General features: G+C 32.4%; 15 protein-coding genes, 2 tRNA genes, 1 rRNA gene and 2 pseudogenes. 13 read left to right on the forward strand and 7 right to left on the reverse strand.

Features of this window, described 5'->3' with window-relative positions; all coding sequences use genetic code 11:
• Positions 1–8 precede the first annotated feature (8 nt).
• The 3 genes from rrf (at position 9) to BSF42_RS00015 (ending at position 352) form a co-directional block, all read left to right on the forward strand.
• Positions 9–118, forward strand: a 5S ribosomal RNA gene (gene rrf / locus BSF42_RS00005).
• A gap of 69 nt (positions 119–187) precedes the next feature.
• Positions 188–260: transfer RNA gene (locus BSF42_RS00010), tRNA-Phe, on the forward strand.
• Between the two features lie 6 nt (positions 261–266).
• A tRNA-Leu gene (locus tag BSF42_RS00015) sits at positions 267–352 on the forward strand.
• A gap of 145 nt (positions 353–497) precedes the next feature.
• Here BSF42_RS00015 and BSF42_RS00020 read toward each other — a convergent pair.
• From BSF42_RS00020 to BSF42_RS00035, 3 genes and pseudogenes are all read right to left on the reverse strand, one after another.
• Positions 498–677, reverse strand: a pseudogene (locus BSF42_RS00020) (transposase); the annotation flags it as partial.
• Positions 678–891: 214 nt separating this feature from the next.
• On the reverse strand, positions 892–1,542 hold the full coding sequence (nth, locus tag BSF42_RS00030) for an endonuclease III (protein WP_095951082.1): 651 nt from the start codon (positions 1,540–1,542) through the stop codon (positions 892–894).
• Positions 1,543–1,584: 42 nt separating this feature from the next.
• Positions 1,585–2,452 (reverse strand): annotated as a pseudogene (locus BSF42_RS00035) (alpha/beta fold hydrolase).
• Positions 2,453–2,567: 115 nt separating this feature from the next.
• Between BSF42_RS00035 and BSF42_RS00040 the strand changes: the two are divergent.
• The 6 genes from BSF42_RS00040 (at position 2,568) to BSF42_RS00065 (ending at position 12,234) form a co-directional block, all read left to right on the forward strand.
• The gene (locus BSF42_RS00040) at positions 2,568–3,995 is read left to right on the forward strand and encodes a glycogen synthase (RefSeq protein ID WP_095951083.1); all 1,428 of its coding nucleotides are present in this window, start codon (positions 2,568–2,570) and stop codon (positions 3,993–3,995) included.
• Complete coding sequence (locus BSF42_RS00045; protein WP_095951623.1) at positions 3,985–5,265, forward strand: glucose-1-phosphate adenylyltransferase; 1,281 nt, start codon at positions 3,985–3,987, stop codon at positions 5,263–5,265. Before BSF42_RS00040 ends, BSF42_RS00045 begins: the two co-directional genes overlap by 11 nt.
• An 80-nt stretch (positions 5,266–5,345) precedes the next feature.
• On the forward strand, positions 5,346–7,250 hold the full coding sequence (glgB, locus tag BSF42_RS00050; RefSeq protein WP_095951084.1) for a 1,4-alpha-glucan branching protein GlgB: 1,905 nt from the start codon (positions 5,346–5,348) through the stop codon (positions 7,248–7,250).
• 204 nt (positions 7,251–7,454) lie between these two features.
• On the forward strand, positions 7,455–9,854 hold the full coding sequence (locus BSF42_RS00055; protein WP_095951085.1) for a glycoside hydrolase family 31 protein: 2,400 nt from the start codon (positions 7,455–7,457) through the stop codon (positions 9,852–9,854).
• 83 nt (positions 9,855–9,937) lie between these two features.
• Positions 9,938–10,747, forward strand: coding sequence for a M48 family metallopeptidase (locus BSF42_RS00060; RefSeq protein WP_095951086.1), 810 nt, complete (start codon positions 9,938–9,940; stop codon positions 10,745–10,747).
• Between the two features lie 161 nt (positions 10,748–10,908).
• Positions 10,909–12,234: an MFS transporter gene (locus BSF42_RS00065; protein WP_095951087.1), complete on the forward strand. Its 1,326-nt coding sequence runs from the start codon at positions 10,909–10,911 to the stop codon at positions 12,232–12,234.
• Between the two features lie 89 nt (positions 12,235–12,323).
• On the opposite strand, the gene BSF42_RS00070 is transcribed toward BSF42_RS00065, so the two are convergent.
• The 4 genes from BSF42_RS00070 to BSF42_RS00085 are packed head-to-tail and all read right to left on the reverse strand — an operon-like array spanning position 12,324 to position 15,221.
• Complete coding sequence (locus BSF42_RS00070; protein ID WP_095951088.1) at positions 12,324–13,058, reverse strand: head GIN domain-containing protein; 735 nt, start codon at positions 13,056–13,058, stop codon at positions 12,324–12,326.
• A gap of 19 nt (positions 13,059–13,077) precedes the next feature.
• Positions 13,078–14,136, reverse strand: coding sequence for a hypothetical protein (locus BSF42_RS00075; protein WP_095951089.1), 1,059 nt, complete (start codon positions 14,134–14,136; stop codon positions 13,078–13,080).
• On the reverse strand, positions 14,120–14,653 hold the full coding sequence (locus tag BSF42_RS00080) for an anti-sigma factor (protein WP_095951624.1): 534 nt from the start codon (positions 14,651–14,653) through the stop codon (positions 14,120–14,122). The genes BSF42_RS00075 and BSF42_RS00080 overlap by 17 nt, the downstream gene beginning before the upstream one ends.
• A 13-nt stretch (positions 14,654–14,666) precedes the next feature.
• Positions 14,667–15,221 carry an RNA polymerase sigma factor gene (locus tag BSF42_RS00085; protein ID WP_095951090.1) on the reverse strand — a complete coding sequence of 185 codons (555 nt, stop codon included), beginning with the start codon at positions 15,219–15,221 and terminating at the stop codon, positions 14,667–14,669.
• 243 nt (positions 15,222–15,464) lie between these two features.
• On the opposite strand from BSF42_RS00085, the gene BSF42_RS00090 reads away from it, so the two are divergent.
• The 4 genes from BSF42_RS00090 to BSF42_RS00110 all read left to right on the forward strand — a co-directional run bounded on the left by BSF42_RS00090 (position 15,465) and on the right by BSF42_RS00110 (position 20,996).
• Positions 15,465–16,151: a hypothetical protein gene (locus BSF42_RS00090; protein ID WP_095951091.1), complete on the forward strand. Its 687-nt coding sequence runs from the start codon at positions 15,465–15,467 to the stop codon at positions 16,149–16,151.
• Positions 16,152–16,400: 249 nt separating this feature from the next.
• The gene (gene lon / locus BSF42_RS00095) at positions 16,401–18,854 is read left to right on the forward strand and encodes an endopeptidase La (RefSeq protein ID WP_095951092.1); all 2,454 of its coding nucleotides are present in this window, start codon (positions 16,401–16,403) and stop codon (positions 18,852–18,854) included.
• A gap of 515 nt (positions 18,855–19,369) precedes the next feature.
• Positions 19,370–20,389: a type IX secretion system protein PorQ gene (gene porQ, locus BSF42_RS00105; RefSeq protein ID WP_095951094.1), complete on the forward strand. Its 1,020-nt coding sequence runs from the start codon at positions 19,370–19,372 to the stop codon at positions 20,387–20,389.
• Positions 20,390–20,393: 4 nt separating this feature from the next.
• Entirely contained in the window at positions 20,394–20,996 is a 603-nt protein-coding gene (locus tag BSF42_RS00110; RefSeq protein ID WP_095951095.1) for a murein L,D-transpeptidase catalytic domain-containing protein, read from the forward strand.
• The last annotated feature ends 35 nt before the right edge of the window (positions 20,997–21,031 follow it).

Below are 21,031 nucleotides of genomic sequence, written 5' to 3' on the forward strand. Positions count from 1 at the left end.
AAAAACCTTAAGGTGGTTATTGCGGCGGGGCTCACCTCTTCCCATCCCGAACAGAGTAGTTAAGCCCGCCTGCGCAGATGGTACTGCAGTTATGTGGGAGAGTATGTCGTCGCCTTTCTTTGAAAAATCCTACTTTGTAAGAAGTAGGATTTTTTATTCTTTATTTGCATAATTTATGTAAATATAAGGTACCTTAGCTCAGATGGTAGAGCAATGGACTGAAAATCCATGTGTCCCTGGTTCGATCCCTGGAGGTACCACATAATGCTCGGATGGTGAAATTGGTAGACACGCTGGACTTAAAATCCAGTGAACAGCAATGTTCGTGCGGGTTCAAGTCCCGCTCTGAGTACTAAAAAACTTCAATTGGCTTTGCTAATTGAAGTTTTTTTTGGAATAAATGCAAAGATTGTTCTATACTAAAATTTTATAGGATCAAGAACTATGGATCAGGTGCAAAAGTTGGATCAACACGAAAATCTGTGGAGCAGCAAAAATTAATCATAAATATTGGTTAGTCTAAAAAGGAAGAATTCTACATTTCTAACACCTCTGAATTTGGATCTAAAAGCTTTTATTTTAGCATTGAAAGATTCTGCAGACGCATTGGTGCTTCTGTTGTCAAAATAATTCAATATCGTGTGATAGTGATTTATAATTGTACGAGAGATTGTACCGAAAGACTTAAACGGATCAGGTGCAAAAGTTGGGGATTAAGCAAAAAGATTAGATAATCTGAATAAGAAGAAATCTATTTTCCTGACTCCTCTAAATTGCGATCTAAAAGCTTTTACTTTTGCATTGAAAGATTCTGCTGAAGCATTAGTACGTTATTCAAAGAAAATAATTCCTGTGAAATTATTTATCTGATTGATACTCGAAGAAAATAGTTTAGTTTTTGAGAATTACTGTGTTGTAATACAGGCAGATATCAGTTAAAAGACACTCTTCACATTTAGGTTTTGGTCTGCATATTTCTCGGCCTAAAAAAGATATTGCCATTCCTATTTCTGACCAGATATTTTTTGGTAAAACCTGCATTAAATCTTTTTCAATTTTGTTTCCGTCTTTGTTTTCTTTTACTATTCCAATTCGGGGTGCAACTCTAATTACATGTAAATCTGCAATAATTCCTTCTGCGGGTTTATGACTTTCTCTTAGAATTACATTGGCTGATTTTCTTCCAACACCTTTTAAAGCAGTTAATCCTGCCATTGTTAATGGAATATCTTTGTCATTTTTAATTGTTTTAGCAATTTCCAAAAGCCAATTTGCTTTAGTACCATGATTTCGTACTTTGCTAATATATGGTAAAAAAGTATCTAGATCAGTTTTTGACAGACTATTTAACGTGGGATATTTGTCAAATAAAGCTGGTGAAATAGTATTAATATTGGCATCAGAATCTTGAGCAGAGAGAACAACCATTACCAATAATTGATATATATTATGATAATCCAAAGGATGCTTTTTTCCTTTGTACTTTTTTAAAATGGGTTTTAGTTTAGTTTCCCAATTTTCTGTTTCGCCAAATAAATCCATTATTATTTTCTTTTTTGTTGATATGCAGTTAGTTATATAAAGTTAATTGATTTTAATGAATTCTAATATCCTTTTGATAACATTTTGATTTCCAAGTATTTTACGATGACCTAAGCCATCAGTTATAAATAAGCTTCCATTTTCGAGATTTTGATGAATATGAATTCCAGCTTTTACAGGAACTTCTGGATCGTCATTATCATGTATGACTAAAATTGGTGTTTTAATTTTTTGTGCTGCTCTGTATGCTGAAAAATCATCCATTTTTAATTGATGTTTTTCTTCAAAAAGGTCTTTTAGATTCGTACTCATTTCTTTATTTAAACCTAATTTAATAATAAATTCATCTAAGATATCTTGTACAATATCACCACTTCCAATTATAATAGCTTTATTTTACATTTAGGCCATCTTTAATTGCATTTAAAACAGACATTCCTCCTAAAGAATGTCCAATTGCTATTTCAAAAGGACCAAGTTGTTTTTCAATTTCGAGTATTGAAGCTATAAATTCAGACATTATAGTTGTTTTTCCTTCAGATTTTCCATGTGCTGGCGCATCAAAACTTACAGTTGAATATCCGTTTACTAAAAGTTCATCAGCTATTTTAAATAATTGTGTGCCACGCCCTGACCAGCCATGAACCAATAATATTCTACGCCGACTAATGCCATATTCGTAGGTAACGATAGTTTTATCAATTGCAGGAACGTATATCTTTTTCTGCATGCTTTTCTGATCCATTTCAAATTCACGTTTTGGAATTTTGTGCTTTATTGGCGTAGTAAATATCCTGGCAGTAAATTGGGTAACCAATTTTTTAGATATTAAAGCGCAAATTTTGGCAGATAGTTTAATTATCTGAGGAATTTTTAATGATTTAGTGGGATTGATTGCCTTTTTTGCCATTTCAATAAAACTTATTTGAGAGCAGAACTTTGCTTATTTTTTGCTAAATTTAGAAAACATAAAAATACCATTTAAAAAAATCTCTCGTAAAAAATAATCGCAAATTAATTTCTTAATGGAAATATTTCATATTAGTGCAGAATGTTATCCAATGGCAAAGGTTGGCGGCTTGGCGGATGTAGTTGGCGCTTTACCAAAATACCAAAACAATGCTGGACATGAGGTTAGGGTTGTCATTCCAGCTTATGATACAAAATTTAAAAAGGAAAACATTTTTGATTGTGTTCATTGGGGAACGGTTAAATTAGGAAATTTTGATTTTCCATTTAGTGTTTTGAAAGAAACAACAGACAAACTAGGATACGAATTGTATTTAATAGAAATCAATGAATTATTTAACCGTCCAAATGTGTATGGTTATGAAGATGATATCGAGCGATTTTTATCTTTTCAAATTGCAGCTTTAGATTGGATTATAGCTCGTGATAATGTTCCAGAAATTATTAATTGCCACGATCATCATACTGGATTAATTCCGTTTTTGACACAGTTTGCCTATAAATATGATACTCTAAAAGATGTAAAATCGGTTATAACAATTCACAATGGTTTGTATCAAGGCTGGTTTGGTTTTGATAAATTACATTATCTCCCAGAATTTGATTTAAAACACATTGGTTTCTTAGAATGGAATAATTCTATTAATTCTTTGGCTGTTGCCGTAAAATGCGCTCAAGCAGTTACAACGGTTTCTCCGAGTTATTTAGATGAAATTAATTATTACGCAAATGGACTGGAATCTTTGTTTCATTCTGTCCGAAACAAATCAAAAGGAATTTTAAACGGAATTGATATTGAAGTTTGGAATCCGTTAAACGATCCAATGATCGCTGAAAATTATTCGATTGACAATTTCGAAATTGGAAAACAAAGAAATAAGGCGAAATTATGCGAGCAGTTTGATTTAGATCCTTCAAAGCCTTTGTTTAGTTTTATCGGGAGGCTGTTTGAAGAAAAAGGCGGGGATTTATTGCCTCAAGCTTCTGCTTTAGCATTATCTGAAAATTTTGAGAATATAAATATTTTAATTCTGGGTTCCGGAAATTCGGAAATTGAGTCGCAATTAACTCAATTGCGTAATGATTACAAAGGAAATTACAACGTTTTTATTGGCTATAATGAAGAATTAGCGCATTTGATTTATGCAGGTTCAGATTATATTTTAATGCCTTCCAGAGTAGAACCCTGCGGATTAAATCAGATGTATGCCATGCGGTATGGAACTATTCCGATTGTTAGGAGAACTGGAGGTCTTAGAGATACTGTTACCGATTTTGGAGATGAAGGAAATGGAGTCTGCCATGATCAGGCTTCGGTTGGAGATATTTGTTATTCCATAAATCGTGCTGTCAAATTACACGATGACAAAATAAATTTCAATAAAGTTTTAAAAAGAGGAATGACTGCTGACCATTCCTGGGAAAGTGTTTGCCAAGAATATATAGAGATATACAACCTAATAATTGAGAAAAATGAAATTTAAAAAGAAAAATGTAGTTGCTATTATTTTAGGAGGAGGACAGGGATCACGTTTGTTTCCATTAACAGAAACGAGATCAAAACCAGCTGTACCAATTGGAGGAAAATACCGTTTAGTAGATATTCCAATTTCTAATTGTATCAATTCGGATATTTTTAAAATATTTGTTTTGACACAATTTAACTCTGCATCTTTAAATGCGCATATTAAAAACACTTTTAATTTTAGTATTTTCAGCCAATCCTTTGTTGATATTTTAGCTGCAGAACAAACTCCAGATAATCCGACTTGGTTTCAAGGAACGGCAGATGCTGTTAGACAATGTATGTCACATTTCTTAAAACACGATTTTGATCATGCTTTAATTTTATCGGGAGATCAGTTGTACCAAATGGATTTTAATGAAATGCTTGAAGCGCACATAGCAGCCGATGCAGAAATTTCTATTGCAACTTTACCTGTAAATGCTAAAGATGCACCAGAATTCGGAATTCTTAAAACCGACCACGAAAATAATATTCATGCTTTTATTGAAAAGCCACATGCATCGTTACTGCCAGAATGGGAATCTGAAGTGAGCGAACATATGCAGGAAAAAGGTAAAAAATATCTTGCTTCAATGGGGATTTATATTTTTAATAAACCATTGTTAGTCGAGTTGATGGGAGATCAGGATACAAAAGATTTTGGTAAAGAAATTATTCCACAGGCCGTTGGAAAACATAAAATATTAAGTTATCAATACGAGGGTTATTGGACGGATATTGGAAATATTGAATCGTTTTTTGAAGCTAATATTGGTTTAACAGCTGATATTCCCGAGTTTAATTTATTTGATAATGAGAATAAAATTTTTACCAGACCAAGATTATTACCGCCTTCTAAATTTAGAAATTCAATTATCAATCAATCCTTAATTTCTGAAGGATGTATTATTAACGCCAAAGAAATAAAAAGCTCTGTAATTGGTATTCGTTCCAGAATTGGTGTAGGAACGGTACTTGAAAATTGCTATGTGATGGGGAATGATTTCTATCAGGATCTTGATGAATTAAATTATGAAAGCGGAATTAATAAAATTCATGTTGGTATTGGTGAAAATTGCTTTATCAACAATGCATTGATAGACAAGAATGTACGAATTGGAAATAATGTTCACATTAACGGCGGAAAGCATCTGGATAATTTTACCAATGAATTGTACAGTATTAAGGATGGAATTGTTGTGATAAAAAAAGGAGTAACTTTATCAGATAACTTTAGAATAGAATAAAAGAAAAAACAATAGAAAAATTCCAAATTCCAAATTCCAAATTCCAAAAAATAAATAAATTATTGCCTTAAAAACCAAATATGACTAAAGTAATCACATATTCTCTATTTACTGATTTTGATATTGATTTATTCAAAGCCGGAAAACACTTCAAATTATATGAAAAATTAGGAGCGCATTTAATTGAAGTTAATGGAGTTAAAGGTGTTTACTTTGCCGTTTGGGCACCGACAGCACATTCAGTTTCTGTTGTAGGCGATTTTAATTATTGGTCAGGAAGCGAACATCTCTTAAATGTCCGTTGGGATTCTTCGGGAATTTGGGAAGGATTTATTCCAGATGTTTCGAAAGGAGCACTTTATAAATATAAAATTCAATCTCATATAAACGGAATCGTAACAGAGAAAGCAGATCCCTTTGCTTTATACTGTGAAAAACCACCTCACACTGCTTCGGTAGTTTGGGATTTAGATTATAAATGGAAAGACGAAAGCTGGATGCAGAATCGGCAGCAGAATAATGCTTTAGATAAACCTTATTCTGTTTACGAAGTTCATTTAGGATCTTGGAAAAGAGCGGAACATAACAGATTTTTAAGTTATTTAGAACTGGCAGATGATTTGGTTCAATATGTAAAAGAAACTGGTTTTACGCATGTAGAGTTCATGCCAATTATGGAATATCCTTATGATCCTTCTTGGGGATATCAGTTGACAGGATATTTTGCGCCCACTTCGCGTTTTGGAAAACCACAGGATTTTATGGTTTTGGTTGATCGATTGCATCAGGAAGGAATTGGCGTAATTCTAGACTGGGTTCCATCACATTTTCCTGACGACTCACATGGTTTAGGTTATTTTGACGGTTCACATTTGTACGAACATCCGGATCGCAGGAAAGGATATCATCCTGATTGGAAGAGTTTGATTTTTAATTATGGCAGAAATGAAGTTCGTGCATTTTTAATCAGTAACGCTGTATTTTGGCTTCAGAATTATCACGTCGATGGATTAAGAGTTGATGCTGTTGCTTCTATGTTATATTTAGATTATTCAAGAGAAGAAGGCGAGTGGGAAGCTAATATTTTTGGTGGAAGAGAAAATTTGGACAGCATTAGTTTTCTTAAAGAATTTAATGAAGTAATCTATGCTAATTTTGATGGAGTTCAAACTATTGCCGAGGAAAGTACTTCTTTTCCGATGGTTTCGAGACCAACTTTTACGGGTGGTTTAGGTTTTGGAATGAAATGGATGATGGGCTGGATGCACGATACTTTAAAATACTTCCAAAAAGAAACAGTTTATCGCAAATACCATCAAAACGATTTGACGTTTTCGATGACTTATGCTTTTACCGAAAATTTCATGCTTCCGTTTTCTCATGATGAAGTTGTTTATGGTAAAAAATCTCTTATCTATAAGATGCCCGGCGACGAATGGCAGCGATTTGCCAATTTGAGATTATTATACGGATATATGTTCACGCATCCTGGAACCAAATTATTATTTATGGGTTCCGAATTTGGCCAAACAGGCGAATGGAATTTTGAACAAAGTTTAGACTGGCACTTATTACAGTATGATTTTCATTCGGGAATAAAACAATTAATAACAGATTTAAATCAGTTATATAAAACACGTCCAGCACTTTACGAAAAACAATTTACAGGCGAAGGTTTCGAATGGATTAATTATTCAGATCATCAAAATGCGGTTTTATCTTATATCCGAAAAGGAAATAATTCAGAAGAAAATCTAATTGTAGTTTGCAATTTCACCCAAGTAGTTAGGGAAAATTATAGAATTGGAATTCCGCAGAAAGGAAAATTAGAAGAGATATTTAATAGCGATGCTTTGATCTATCAAGGAAGTGGAATAGGGAATGGAAAATCGCTAAAAATAGAATCCATCCCATATGATGGCAGGAATTTTTCTGTTGAATTAATTTTACCGCCTTTAAGTGTGACCGTATATTCTTTCGTTTAAAAAAATCTTACATTCATTTTTCGAAGTACAATTTTATTATTTTATAGTGCTTAAATTATCGATATTTCGATTTTTTGGGCTTTAATTCAATTCTCAATCAGAAAAAACGTTTTCGTGAATAAACCTTTTATTCATAGCCCTTTACTAACTTTTTTTGTATGTTTGGAATAGAGATTAGCGTTTTATAATTAATTCATTTGCGATATGATTACAAACACATCATTAGAATACAAGGGAGATTTATATCCGTCAAAAATTGTTTCGTACGAGCAAGAAGGAGATTCGATTTTTTTTAATACGGATAATAAAGTAATCTTAAAAGTAACTATTCTTAGAGATAGTTTGATTCGATTTCGCTTTACTACAAAAGGTTATTTCAGTAATGACTTTTCCTATGCGATAGATAAAACACAACTCCATGGTTACAATTTCCTTGAACTTACAGAAGAGGAAACGCACCTCGAGATCAGGACCAGTAAAGTAGTGTGCAAGATTCAAAAAGCAGATCTTCGTCTTTCTGTCTACGATTTAAATAATTTTTTAATTGTGGAAGATGAACTTGGTTTTCATTGGGAGGAAAGCTATGAATACGGTGGAAATATCGTAAAAATGAGTAAGTTTTCTAAAGATGGGGAATGTTATTATGGACTTGGAGATAAAGCAACTCAAATGAACCTGAAAGGTAAAAGAGTTGAAAATTTTGCGACAGATCAATATGCTTATCAAAAAGATCAAGATCCGCTGTATAAAGTTGTTCCGTTTTATATTGGTTTACATAATAAACAATCATACGGTATTTTCTTTGATAATACATTCAGGACTTTCTTTGATTTTTGTCAGGAAAGAAGAAATGTAACCAGTTTTTGGGCAGAAGGCGGCGAAATGAATTATTATTTCATTTACGGTCCGCAAATGCAGGACGTAGTTACGACTTATACCGATTTGACTGGAAAACCAGAATTACCGCCGCTTTGGGTTTTAGGATATCACCAATGTAAATGGAGTTATTATCCTGAAAGTAAAGTAAAAGAAATTACTTCAAAATTTAGAGAACTTAAAATTCCGTGTGACGCCATTTATCTGGATATTGATTATATGGAGGGATTTCGATGTTTTACATGGAATAAAAATTATTTCCCAGATCCTAAAAAAATGGTAGCTGAATTAGCCGAAGACGGTTTTAAAACCGTTGTTATTATAGATCCAGGAATTAAAATCGATAAAGATTATTGGGTTTATAAAGAAGCTTTAGAAAAAGATTATTTCTGCAAAAGAGCTGATGGACCTTATATGAAAGGGAAAGTCTGGCCAGGGGAATGTAATTTTCCAGATTATACAAATCCCGCAGTTAGAGAATGGTGGGCAGGATTATTTAAAGAATTAATTGCAGATATTGGAGTAAAAGGTGTTTGGAATGATATGAATGAACCTGCCGTTATGGAGGTTCCAAATAAAACTTTCCCAATGGATGTACGTCATTTTTATGATGGAAATCCATGCAGTCATAGAAAAGCCCATAATATTTACGGAACGCAAATGGCTAGGGCAACTTATCACGGAGTAAAACGATTTGTTTATCCAAAACGACCATTCGTAATTACTAGATCGGCATATTCTGGAGCACAGCGTTATACGTCTTCTTGGACGGGAGATAATGTTGCGACTTGGGAACATTTATGGCTTGCGAATATTCAAGTTCAAAGAATGTCAATTTCAGGAATGGGATTTACAGGTTCTGATATTGGAGGATTTGCAGAACAGCCAACCGGCGAGTTATACGCACGCTGGATCCAGCTTGGAGTTTTTCATCCGTTTTGTAGAACGCATTCTTCTGGAGATCATGGAAATCAGGAACCTTGGGCTTTTGATGAAGAAGTTATCAATATAACTCGAAAATTTGTCAGTCTTCGTTACCAATTATTACCTTATTTATACACCATGTTTTGGCAGTATATTGAAGAAGGGCTTCCAATGTTGAAACCATTAGTTTATTACGATCAAGACGATACTCAGACACATTATCGCAATGACGAATTTATTTTTGGAAATCAAATTTTAGTGTGTCCAATTCTTGAACCTAATGCTGTAGGTCGCCGTATGTATATTCCAAGAGGTGAGTGGTATAACTATTGGACAAATGAACTTTTTACTGGAGGTAAAGAAATCTGGATTGATACCAAATTTGACGAGATTCCAGTTTTTGTAAAAGCAGGAGCTATTATTCCAAAATATCCGGTGCAGCAATATGTTGGAGAACTTGAATTTGATGAATTGACGCTCGATATTTACTTTAAAAACGGAAAAGAAAATTCTGTTGTGTATGAAGATGCGCAGGACGGTTATGATTATAAAAAAGGGCGTTACAGCTTTTTATCTTTCAGAAGTATTGGTAAAGAAAAAGAACTTATAATTCAGCTTCATAAAGATGGAAAATATGAGACACCATACAGTAAATACAAAATTAATTTAATTGGACTTCCATTTAAAGTTTCTGAAATTGAAATTGACAATGAAAAAATTGAGTTTGATAAAATAAATTTTGAGCAAAATAATTTCTTACTAATTGATAAAGAGTTTAATGAGCTTCATATCATTGGAGAATAATAATAATTCTGATATTTTTTTGGCTTATTGTGTAAAATATTGATTTATAATAGTTGTATTTTTGATTTAAAATAGCTTGAATTATGAAAAAATATTTATTCTTAGGAGTTTTAGGTGCACTTGTAATAGCATGTGCAACAAATCCAATTACAGGAAAGCAAAATTTAAATTTTGTTTCTAATAGTGAATTATTTCCTTCTTCTTTTCAACAATACAGCCAGTTCTTATCTGAAAATAAAGTTATTACAGGGACTTCAGATGCAAAACTGGTAGAGACAGTTGGATATAAAATTAAATTAGCGGCCGAAAAATATTTAACTTATTTGGGACAATCGCAATACTTAAAAGATTATCGATGGGAATATAAACTTGTTGATAATAAAGAGGTTAATGCTTGGTGTATGCCTGGAGGAAAAATTGTAGTGTATTCTGGAATTTTACCAATTACGCAAAACGAAGCTGGTTTAGCAACTGTAATGGGACACGAAGTTTCGCACGCGCTTGCAAACCACGGTGCACAAAGAATGTCGGCAGCTCAGTTACAGCAAATAGGTGGTGTTGCATTAGATGCAGCTACTAGTGGTAAATCTGAATCTACCAGACAAATATTTTCGCAGGCTTACGGACTTGGTTCAGAGGTGGGAGTTATGCTGCCATTTAGCCGAAGCAATGAAAGTGAAGCCGATAAAATTGGTTTAACATTAATGGCAATTGCGGGTTACAATCCAGATGATGCTATTGCATTCTGGACTAGAATGTCTTCAAAATCAGGAGGAGCTGGAACTCCAGAATTTATGAGTACACACCCTTCTGATGCTACGAGAATTGCTAATATAAAATCTTTAATTCCAGAAGCAAGAGCAACGGCACTTAAAGTTGGAACTATAAAATAACATGAAATTATTTATCATATAATTTCTAAAAGCTATTCATTTTTGAGTAGCTTTTTTCTTTTTAGTAAAGTTGATAATTTAATAATGCATGAATTGAAAAAATTCTATTTGATTATAATAAAAATTGGATAAATTCGTAGCGTATTAACAAAATCATTTCTATGAAAAACCTACAAAAAGGAGATAAGAAGCTTTTGAATGCCTGGGCATTTTATGATTGGGCAAATTCGGTTTATACATTGACGATTGCATCTGCGGTCTTTCCAATTTTTTACGAAGCTTTATTTAGTGACAGAGATCATTATATAGATGTTTTCGGACTTCATTTAAAAAATTCAGCATTAATCAGTTTTATTACCGCTTTTGCATTTTTGGTAGTTTCTTTTATTTCTCCATTACTTTCTGGAATTGCGGATTATGTGGGAAATAAAAAATCCTTCATGAAATTTTTCTGTTATTTAGGAGCATTATCTTGCATGGGATTGTATTGGTTTGACCTCGAAAATATTTATATCGGATTAGCATTTTATTTCCTAGGATTATTAGGATACTGGGGAAGTCTAGTTTTCTATAATTCCTATCTTCCAGATATCGCTTTTGAAGAGCAGCAAGACAGAATTAGCGCTAAAGGATATTCGTTAGGATATGTTGGAAGTGTGATTTTACTGATTGTCAATTTAGCGATGATAATGAAACCAAAGCTTTTTGGAATTTCAGGTACAGATGGCGAAGCTGCAATGAAAGCAATGCGCTATTCATTCATAATGGTTGGAGTTTGGTGGGTTTTATTTAGTCAATACACTTATTATTATTTACCAAAAGGAAGCAAAGAAACAGGTCAAAAACTGACGAAATCTGTTGTGTTTAATGGATTTAAAGAATTAAAGAAAGTTTGGGCTTTACTGCAGGAAAATATTCCGCTGAAACGCTATTTAGGAGGTTTCTTCGTTTCGAGTATGGCTGTACAAACGGTAATGCTTGTAGCGACTTATTTTGGAGCACAAGAAATTCAATGGTCATCAAAAGAAGAAAGTACAATTGGTTTAATCGTTTGTATTTTAATAATCCAATTGGTAGCAGTTGTTGGTGCAGTTTTAACCTCGAGAGCTTCTGCAAAATGGGGAAATATTCCAACATTAATTGTAATTAATATTATTTGGGCTGTATTTTGCGCACTTGCGTTTTTTATCACATTACCAATGCATTTTTATGTTATGGCAACCGTTGCAGGATTTGTAATGGGAGGAATTCAGGCATTGTCTAGATCTACGTATTCAAAATTATTACCAGAAACAGAAGATACTGCTTCATTTTTTAGTTTTTATGATGTTGCAGAAAAAATCGGAATTGTAATTGGAATGTGCGTTTACGGAATTATAGATCAGATTACAGGAAGTCCGCGTGCAGCGATTGTTATTTTAGGAGTATTTTTTGTTACAGCAATATTTCTTTTAAGAAGAGTACATAAAAAAGACGTTTCAAATTAATGAAACGTCTTTAATAATACCATATCACGAATAGCGATAATTATTGATTGATGATAGTTTTGTAATTCGTGGTATTTTTTTTTGAATAATTAACCCTTAGAGATACTGCCTGAACCAGAAACTTTTACATCTCTTTTTTCAGGATTCCCTAAATATTTAATGTTTCCTGAGCCGGAAACTCTTCCAGTTAGGCTCGTTTCGCAGTTTACAATGCTATTTCCAGATCCAGAAACATTTGCTTCTACGTTTTTAGATTTTAAATTAGAAGCATTTACATTTCCAGAACCTGATATTTTACTTGTAAAAGAATCAGCTTTTCCTTTTAATTTAACATCACCAGAACCGCTTAAAGCTAAATCAAGATTTTTTGAATCGATATCTAAATCAAAGTTTCCTGATCCTGATAGTTTAGCAGATAAATTATCGCTCTTAATTGGATTTTTTGTTCTAATATCTCCCGATCCTGATAGAGTAAGAGCCGAAATTTTTTCAAACGGAACAATAACTTCAATTTTCTTTCCTATGCTTGAACGAATTTGAGTTCCTTTTTCAACATATATTTTTAACTCGTTTCCTTCAACTTCAACTTTTATCGCTGCCAACAAATTTTCTTCACCTTTCATTGTTATTTTTCCTTCTTTACCAGCAACTAAATCAACGTCAAAAGATCCCGCTATTTTGATTCCGTCATAATCTCCAGTAGTTCTTGTCTGGGTAATGACTTTACCATTGCCACTTATTTTGTTGTTTGATGACCATTGTGCTTTAGCATTGTTGTTTATTAAGAACACTGCTAAAACTAAAAGTAAAATTGATTTTTTCATTGTTTTGATTTTTAGATAATTAATTTTTTATTAATGAAATATTTCCATAATTCGAACTGATATTGACCTTATTTTGACCTTTTTTCTTGTAGAAACCAGCAATTCTTTTACTGTTGCTTTTGGTTTCAGAAACAGAAATATCTAGTGTATTGTCATGCTTAATATTAGAATATCTCGCAGAGATATCAAAATCAAAAGCATAATTTGGTGCGTAACCAAGAGAAATATCAGTGTAACCTGAATTAATCGTTACGTTTCCTGCTTTTTCATTCATAGTGTCAATATTAATTTTGCTGTAATTAGTATCAAAGCTAAAGTTACTTGAAATTTCACCAATGCTTATCGTTAGATAATTTCCGGATCCGCTTAGAGAATTTATTTTTTGGAATTTGAAAGTACCGTAATTACAGCTGTATTTAATATTTTGAGCTTCATTAAGATTTACATCTGTATAATTGGCCTCAAGATTTATATTTCCAGAAGTATTAATTTTCAGACCAGAATATCTTGCATTGATGTTTCCTGATTTCACATAATCAATACTTGAATTTTGACAATAAGCGATTTCGATTTGGTTATTCGTTCCATTCAGTTTTCCTAAAGTCACTTTTCCATATTTACAGTTTATATCGGTAGACGATTCTGCGTTCGAAACTAAAATATTTCCGTATTTGTTAACCAGTTTAATAGAACCATTTTTTGGAATTTTAATAACATAATTTATCTCAAAACTATTATTGCTTCCTTTGCTCTTTAGGTTAGAACTTCCTAATGTTGTCACAGCAGAAACCATTCCTTTAAGAGCTGTAATATCAACATCAATGCTGTTTAAACGTTCGTTTACCCAGTTTTCATTAGGGCCATTTACCTTAATAGTAATATCAAGATCTATTTTGTCTTCATCCCAAGTAGAGACAGTGATATTTCCGTATTTATTGTCGATATCAATTCCTGCATTGGAGTTTACGATATATGTTTTTTTAATTGTTTTTTGTTTAGTAATATAAGTGTCATCATTTGAGAATCCTAAAAAAGGAATCAAAAGCAATAAGATTAGGAAGTTATAATGTTTCTTCATTTGATGTGTTTTTTAATTTTTCGTTGTCTTCAATTCGTTGTAAAACCGTTTGTAAAAAAGAAATACGCGTTTGCAGGTTGCTGATCATAGCGTAAATAATCTGCTTGTTTTCACCGTTCTTTTGCAGTTCGTGAATGATTTTTTGATAATCGGCATCAAAAGTTTTCATTTGTTTTAATGCATCATTGATAATCTGTTCATTTTCCGGCGAGCTTTTCTCTTTTAATTTAACCAGTTCATTATCTATAAGGATATTAAAAATCGAATCGGTTCGTTTAGTTTCTTTAGAAGCAAATTTGAATTCTTTTGGCTTTTCATTTTTATAGAAAATAGAGACTCCAAGCATCAATACAATCGAAGCGGCAATAGCTGTTACAAACCAGTATTTTTTCTTAGGTTCTTTTTTATTTAATTTTTGCATAAAATCCATTTGATGATCAGAGTTTAATTCTTGAACATCCCATTGGTTTTCTAATCTGCTTAATAATTTGTCTAAACTGTCTTTTTCATTTTTCATATTCCAATTCATTTTATATTTCTTCTAATTTTTTTCTCAAACTATCTTTAGCTCTGCTCAAGGTTGTTCTGCAGTTTGCGTTTGTAATATTTAAAATTTCGCAGATTTCTTCTTGATCATAACCTTCAATGTAAAACAGAGTCAGCACCATTCTGTAATTGTCTTTGAGCTGCAGTATCGTGTCGAGAACCTGTTTTACCTTTAGATTGTTTAAGTCAATGTTTTCAGAAATTATTCCATCATTTTCTTCGACTTTATAAAGTTGTTTACTTATATCTTCTACTTGAAAAGCATTATTCTTTTTATAAAAATCGATACTATAATTGATGATTATTCTTTTTAACCATGCACCGAAAGCCACTTCCTGTTTATAGTCGTTAATTTTTGTAAAAGCCTTTAAAAAACCTTCCTGCATGACGTCTTGTGCAAAATGTTCGTCTTTTACAATGCGATATGCAACATTATACATCGCTTTGCAATAGCGATTGTAAATTTCAAACTGCGCTTTTTGATTGTTGTTTTTGCAAAGCGCAATTAATTCTTCGATATTTTGGTTATTCTGACTCAAGTAGTGGCTTTTGGTTTTTAATAAGGACTTTGCTTTTTTTGTTTCGTTACAGTTTTGGCGAAATTAATTTTTATTTTTTTCTGTAATAATTTAAAAATATAATAAAAAACTTAAAATATAGTGATTAAAATGCTGATTTTTAAATACTTATATAGTTTATGAATTAAGAATTATTTTGTTAAAAATATGTGAAATATTTCAATCATTTTTCTATTTTTGATCAACCAAAACAAATATTAAACTATGAAAAATCTAAAGAGCCTTGCGCTTATGACGCTATTCGTGTCAGCATTATCATTTACATCATGTTCAAGCGATTCTGGAAGTGAAGATACTGAATCTTCAAAAGAAGACTATTGGCCGACAGCAGTTGGAAATCAATGGGTTTTAAATCAAAATGGTTCTGAAACGAGTATGAAAATCATCAGTTCAGAGAAAGTAAAGGAAGATACTTATTATAAATTTGATAAGCTTTTTATAACGTCGTCAAGTCCAGTTTCGGGTACTGCGTCAGCTTATTTAAAAAAGGTAAATGGAGACTACTATGTTAAACTTGATGAATTTAAAATTATTGCTAATGGTTTTTCTGGGACAATGAGCGGATATGAATTTATTTTCTTTAAAGATTACTTAGAGGCAAATAAAACGTGGACAGGAACTTATCTGCAAGAAACAACCTATACAGGAATAGGAACTATTAAAATGACAACAAAATATACAGGAACTATTGTAGAAAAAGGAGCAACCGTAACTGTAAAAGGTAATATTTATACAGATGTTATCAGGTTTAAATTAAAACTAGAAACTTCAATGGAAGGTCAATCTGCGGGTGCAGCTGAAGTGGAATATTGGATTGCTAAGGGTGTAGGTGTTATTAAATTTGTTATGGATGATATGTCTTCTGAATTAGTATCTTATAAATTGAATTAAAATATTTACTATATAAAATTTTAAAAGCCGAAATTAGTTTCGGCTTTTTTTATGTTCTGTTTTTTCTAAATGAAAGTCAAAAACTTATTTTAGAACTGACTTCTTTTGCATTTGGCATAATGATTGTCTATTTTTATGCCCTATCTTATAATTGAAAAACGAAACACGTTTTCGGTAAAACTTCTTTAAGCAGTATTCTTTTTACAGATAGCCTAAAAAATTTAATGACAAAACGACTTATATATTATTATGTCAAACCATAAAATACTTACTATTGACAATCTGTCACTTCAGGAATTTGACTCAGAGGCAGAATTAATTCCATTATTGACGCCGGAAGACGAAGAGGAAATGAATAATGAAGAACTTCCTGTTTCGCTGCCAATTTTACCTTTACGCAATACTGTTCTTTTCCCTGGAGTTGTAATTCCAATTTCTGCAGGAAGAGATAAATCTATTAAATTGATTAATGATGCGAATGCCGGCGGAAAAATTATTGGAGTTGTATCTCAAATTAATGAAGAAGACGAAGATCCGTCAAAAGAGGATATTCATAAAATAGGAACTGTAGCTCGTATTTTACGTGTTCTAAAAATGCCTGACGGAAACGTTACAGTTATTCTGCAAGGAAAAAAACGCTTTGAAATTGAAGAAGTTGTTTTAGAAGAACCTTACATGACAGCTACTATCAAAGAAGTTGTAGAAGAGCGTCCTGAAGAAAATGATTCTGAGTTTACAGCAATTTTAGATTCTGTAAAAGAATTAGCGATTCAAATTATAAAAGAAAGTCCAAATATTCCTTCTGAAGCTACATTTGCAATTAAAAACATTGAAAGCCAGTCGTTTTTAATCAATTTTGTTTCTTCTAACATGAATTTATCTGTAAAAGAAAAACAAGGTCTTTTATCTATAAATGGATTGAAGGAACGTGCTTTAGAGACTTTACGTTATATGAATGTTGAACTTCAAAAATTAGAATTGAAGAACGATATTCAGTCAAAAGTTCGTTTCGATTTAGACCAGCAGCAAAGAGAATATTTCCTTCATCAGCAAATGAAAACCATTCAAGAAGAATTGGGAGGCGTTTCGCAGGAAGAGGAAATGGACGAAATGGGACTGAAAGCTAAAACCAAAAAATGGGATGAAAAAACGCAGAAACATTTCGAAAAAGAATTGTCTAAAATGCGTCGCATGAATCCGCAGTCACCAGATTTTGGAATTCAAAGAAATTATTTAGAGTTGTTTTTAGAACTGCCTTGGGGCGAATATTCGAAAGATAAATTCGATTTGAAATTTGCACAGAAAGTTTTAGATAAAGATCATTTTGGACTTGAAGAAGTTAAGAAAAGAATGATTGAGCATTTGGCAGTTTTAAAACTGCGAAATGATATGAAATCACCAATTATATGTTTAACAGGGCCTCCAGGAGTTGGTAAAACTTCAATTGGTCGTTCCGTTGCAGAAGCTTTAGGCCGTGAATATGTACGTATTTCATTAGGTGGTTTACGTGATGAAGCGGAAATTCGCGGACACAGAAAAACTTACATTGGTGCAATGCCCGGAAGAATCATTCAAAGTTTGAAGAAAGCTGGAACATCTAATCCGGTCTTCATTTTAGATGAAATTGATAAATTATCGAGCGGAAACAGCGGCGATCCTTCTTCTGCTTTATTAGAGGTTTTAGATCCAGAGCAAAACAGTTCTTTTTATGATAATTTCCTAGAAATGGGATATGATTTATCTAAAGTGATGTTTATCGCGACATCAAACAATATGGCAGCGATTCAGCCAGCATTGCGTGATAGAATGGAAGTAATCAAAATGTCTGGTTATACTATTGAAGAAAAAGTTGAAATTGCCAAAAGACACCTTTTTCCAAAACAATTAGAAGCGCACGGTTTAACGTCAAAAGAGTTAACTATTGGTAAAAAACAATTAGAAAAGATTGTTGAAGGATATACTAGAGAATCTGGTGTTCGTAATTTAGAAACTAAAATTGCTCAAGTTATCAGAAACGCTGCAAAATCTGTGGCGATGGAAGAGGAATACAATAAAAAAGTTACTGACGAAGATATCGTTGCTATTTTGGGAGTTCCGAGATTAGAGCGCGATAAATACGAAAACAATGATGTTGCCGGAGTGGTTACAGGGTTGGCTTGGACAAGCGTTGGCGGCGATATTTTATTTATTGAATCATTGATTTCTGAAGGAAAAGGCGCTCTGACAATTACAGGAAATCTTGGAACTGTAATGAAAGAATCTGCTACTATTGCATTGGAATATATTAAAGCAAATGCTAAAAAGTTAGGTTTAGGAATCGAGTTGTTTCAAAAATATAATATCCACTTACACGTTCCAGAAGGAGCTACTCCTAAAGACGGACCAAGTGCAGGTATAGCAATGCTTACATCTTTAGTGTCGTTATTAACGCAAAAGAAAGTAAAGAAAAGTCTTGCTATGACAGGAGAAATCACTTTACGTGGAAAAGTTTTACCTGTTGGCGGTATTAAAGAAAAAATCTTAGCTGCAAAAAGAGCTGGAATTAAAGAAATTATTCTTTGTCATGAAAATAAAAGTGACATCGATGAAATTAAAGCAGAATATTTAGAAGGACTTACTTTTCATTATGTAAAAGAAATGAGCGAAGTTTTAGCTTTAGCTTTGACAGATCAAAATGTAAAAAACGCTAAAACATTCAAATAAGATATTTATTTAAATTCCAATCCCGAAGCCTCGGGATAAAATCCAAATTCCAAACTTTACTTAAAGATTGAAATTTGGATTTTTTTTTGACCTCAATTCATTCATAACTTCTTTTTCATTGGAATTTGAAATTTAATTTTTCAAATTTCCCTATTTGTTGGAATTTTGAATTTCTAAATATTGGAATTTCTAAATATTGGAATTTCTCCATCAATTGGAATTTGGATTTTATCCCGAGGCTTCGGGATTGGAATTTCTCCATTTGTTGGAATTTGGAGTTTATAAAGATTGAAATTTCTCCATCAATTGGAATTTGGAATTTAATTTTTCAAATTTCCCATTTGTTGGAATTTGGAATTTTTAAAGATTGGAATTTCTCCATCAATTGGAATTTGGAATTTAAAAGATTGGAATTTCTTTTTATTAAAATATATTTACAGTTTAATTTTATTTTTGCTGTTATATAATTTTATCTTTGTCTTTACGTTATTCCCATATAGGAACGTTCCAAAAACATGTTAAAACATATCGTTTTATTTTTAATGATACTGATTTGCTCGGCTTCTTTCGGGCAGGTTGGAGGGCGTTACACCTATCAATTTTTAAATTTAACAACTTCGCCAAGGCAGGCAGCGTTAGGAGGAGATATTATTACGATATATGATGAAGATGTTAATCAAGCCATGTCTAATCCTGCACTTATAAACCCCGACATGGACAATCATCTGGCAATGAACTACGGAAGTTATTATGGCGAAGCGTCTTACGGAACGGCTTCCTATGCATATACTTACGACAGGCATTTGCAGACTTTTTATGCTGGCGTGAGTTACGTAAACTACGGATCATTTGAAGGTTATGATGAAAACGGACAAGCAACATCAAGTTTTACAGGAAGTGAAGGAGCACTTACAGTCGGATATTCGTACAACGTACCTTATACTGATTTTTATATTGGAACAAATGCTAAACTAATAACTTCTTCTCTTGAAAGTTATAATTCTATAGGTGGTGCGCTTGATTTAGGACTTTTATATTTAGATGAAAAAAATGATCTAAATTTTGCCTTAGTATTTCGCAATTTAGGAACACAGTTTACAACTTATTCAGGAATAAAAGAAAATTTACCTTTTGAAATCGTCGCAGGAGTTTCGCAGGAATTAGAACACGTACCCATTCGCTGGCATCTTACTTTGGAGAATTTACAGCAGTGGAATATTTCTTTTTCAAATCCTAACAGAGGCGAAACTAATATTGACGGATCAACGAATCCAGAGAAAGTTTCTTTTGTAAATAATGCACTGAGACACGTCACTTTTGGTGTAGAGCTTTTTCCAAAAAGAGCATTCAATCTTCGTGTTGGATATAATTTTAGAAGAGGAGAAGAATTAAGAGTAGACGAACAGCGCAATTTTTCAGGTGTTTCCTTAGGTTTTGGTTTAAAGATGAATAAGTTAAAATTTAATTATTCGTATTCTAGATATACATTGGCAGCTAATACAAGTCTTTTTGGTCTAATTCTTAATTTTCAATAGATAAATGAAGCTATTCTATTTGTTTTTATTTGTAACTCTAAGTTTTTTTACGGGTTCAAAACTTTCTTTTAAAGAAGAAAATGCCATTTCTACTATCGAAATGGAAAGAATTAACAGCAGAATTATTAATCTAAAAAACATGATTAACATTGAGCATAAATACAATCAAAAAATTGCTTTTTTGGTTGATATGAAAGTTCCATCTGGAAAAAATCGCTTTTTTGTTTACGATTTAGAAAAAGACCAAGTTATAGATCAAGGTCTTGTTGCTCACGGTTCTGGTTCTGAAACTGGAATAAAAGGAATGCTTAAATTTAGTAATATGCCAAATTCAAATTGCACCGCATTAGGAAGATATGCAATTGGTAAAACCTATAAAGGTATTTTTGGAAAGGCTTATCGATTGGCGGGATTGGAAGAAAGTAATAGTAATGCTTTAAAAAGAGCGATTGTTCTTCATCATTATTCTGCAGTTCCTTTAGAAGAACAGGATTATTACATTAGCAATAGCCACGGATGCCCAATGGTTAATGAGCAATTCTTTAAAAGAATAGAAAAAATAATCGATGGTTCTAAGTCAAATATCTTGATGGATATTTATTATTAATTAGAATTTTTATTTGAATATATAAATTAACAGAA

The organism is Flavobacterium sp. ACN6, assembly GCF_002304005.1.
In the GTDB taxonomy this organism is placed as follows: Bacteria; Bacteroidota; Bacteroidia; order Flavobacteriales; family Flavobacteriaceae; genus Flavobacterium.

Coding starts and splice junctions, on each gene's coding strand:
- glgB (WP_095951084.1), top strand. CDS start 5,346: ATGACTAAAGTAATCACATATTCTCTATTTACTGATTTTGATATTGAT.
- BSF42_RS00070 (WP_095951088.1), bottom strand. CDS start 13,058: ATGAAAAAATCAATTTTACTTTTAGTTTTAGCAGTGTTCTTAATAAAC.
- BSF42_RS00080 (WP_095951624.1), bottom strand. CDS start 14,653: ATGAAAAATGAAAAAGACAGTTTAGACAAATTATTAAGCAGATTAGAA.
- BSF42_RS00045 (WP_095951623.1), top strand. CDS start 3,985: ATGAAATTTAAAAAGAAAAATGTAGTTGCTATTATTTTAGGAGGAGGA.
- BSF42_RS00060 (WP_095951086.1), top strand. CDS start 9,938: ATGAAAAAATATTTATTCTTAGGAGTTTTAGGTGCACTTGTAATAGCA.
- porQ (WP_095951094.1), top strand. CDS start 19,370: ATGTTAAAACATATCGTTTTATTTTTAATGATACTGATTTGCTCGGCT.
- BSF42_RS00090 (WP_095951091.1), top strand. CDS start 15,465: ATGAAAAATCTAAAGAGCCTTGCGCTTATGACGCTATTCGTGTCAGCA.
- BSF42_RS00075 (WP_095951089.1), bottom strand. CDS start 14,136: ATGAAGAAACATTATAACTTCCTAATCTTATTGCTTTTGATTCCTTTT.
- BSF42_RS00040 (WP_095951083.1), top strand. CDS start 2,568: ATGGAAATATTTCATATTAGTGCAGAATGTTATCCAATGGCAAAGGTT.
- BSF42_RS00055 (WP_095951085.1), top strand. CDS start 7,455: ATGATTACAAACACATCATTAGAATACAAGGGAGATTTATATCCGTCA.
- BSF42_RS00110 (WP_095951095.1), top strand. CDS start 20,394: ATGAAGCTATTCTATTTGTTTTTATTTGTAACTCTAAGTTTTTTTACG.
- BSF42_RS00065 (WP_095951087.1), top strand. CDS start 10,909: ATGAAAAACCTACAAAAAGGAGATAAGAAGCTTTTGAATGCCTGGGCA.
- nth (WP_095951082.1), bottom strand. CDS start 1,542: ATGGATTTATTTGGCGAAACAGAAAATTGGGAAACTAAACTAAAACCC.
- lon (WP_095951092.1), top strand. CDS start 16,401: ATGTCAAACCATAAAATACTTACTATTGACAATCTGTCACTTCAGGAA.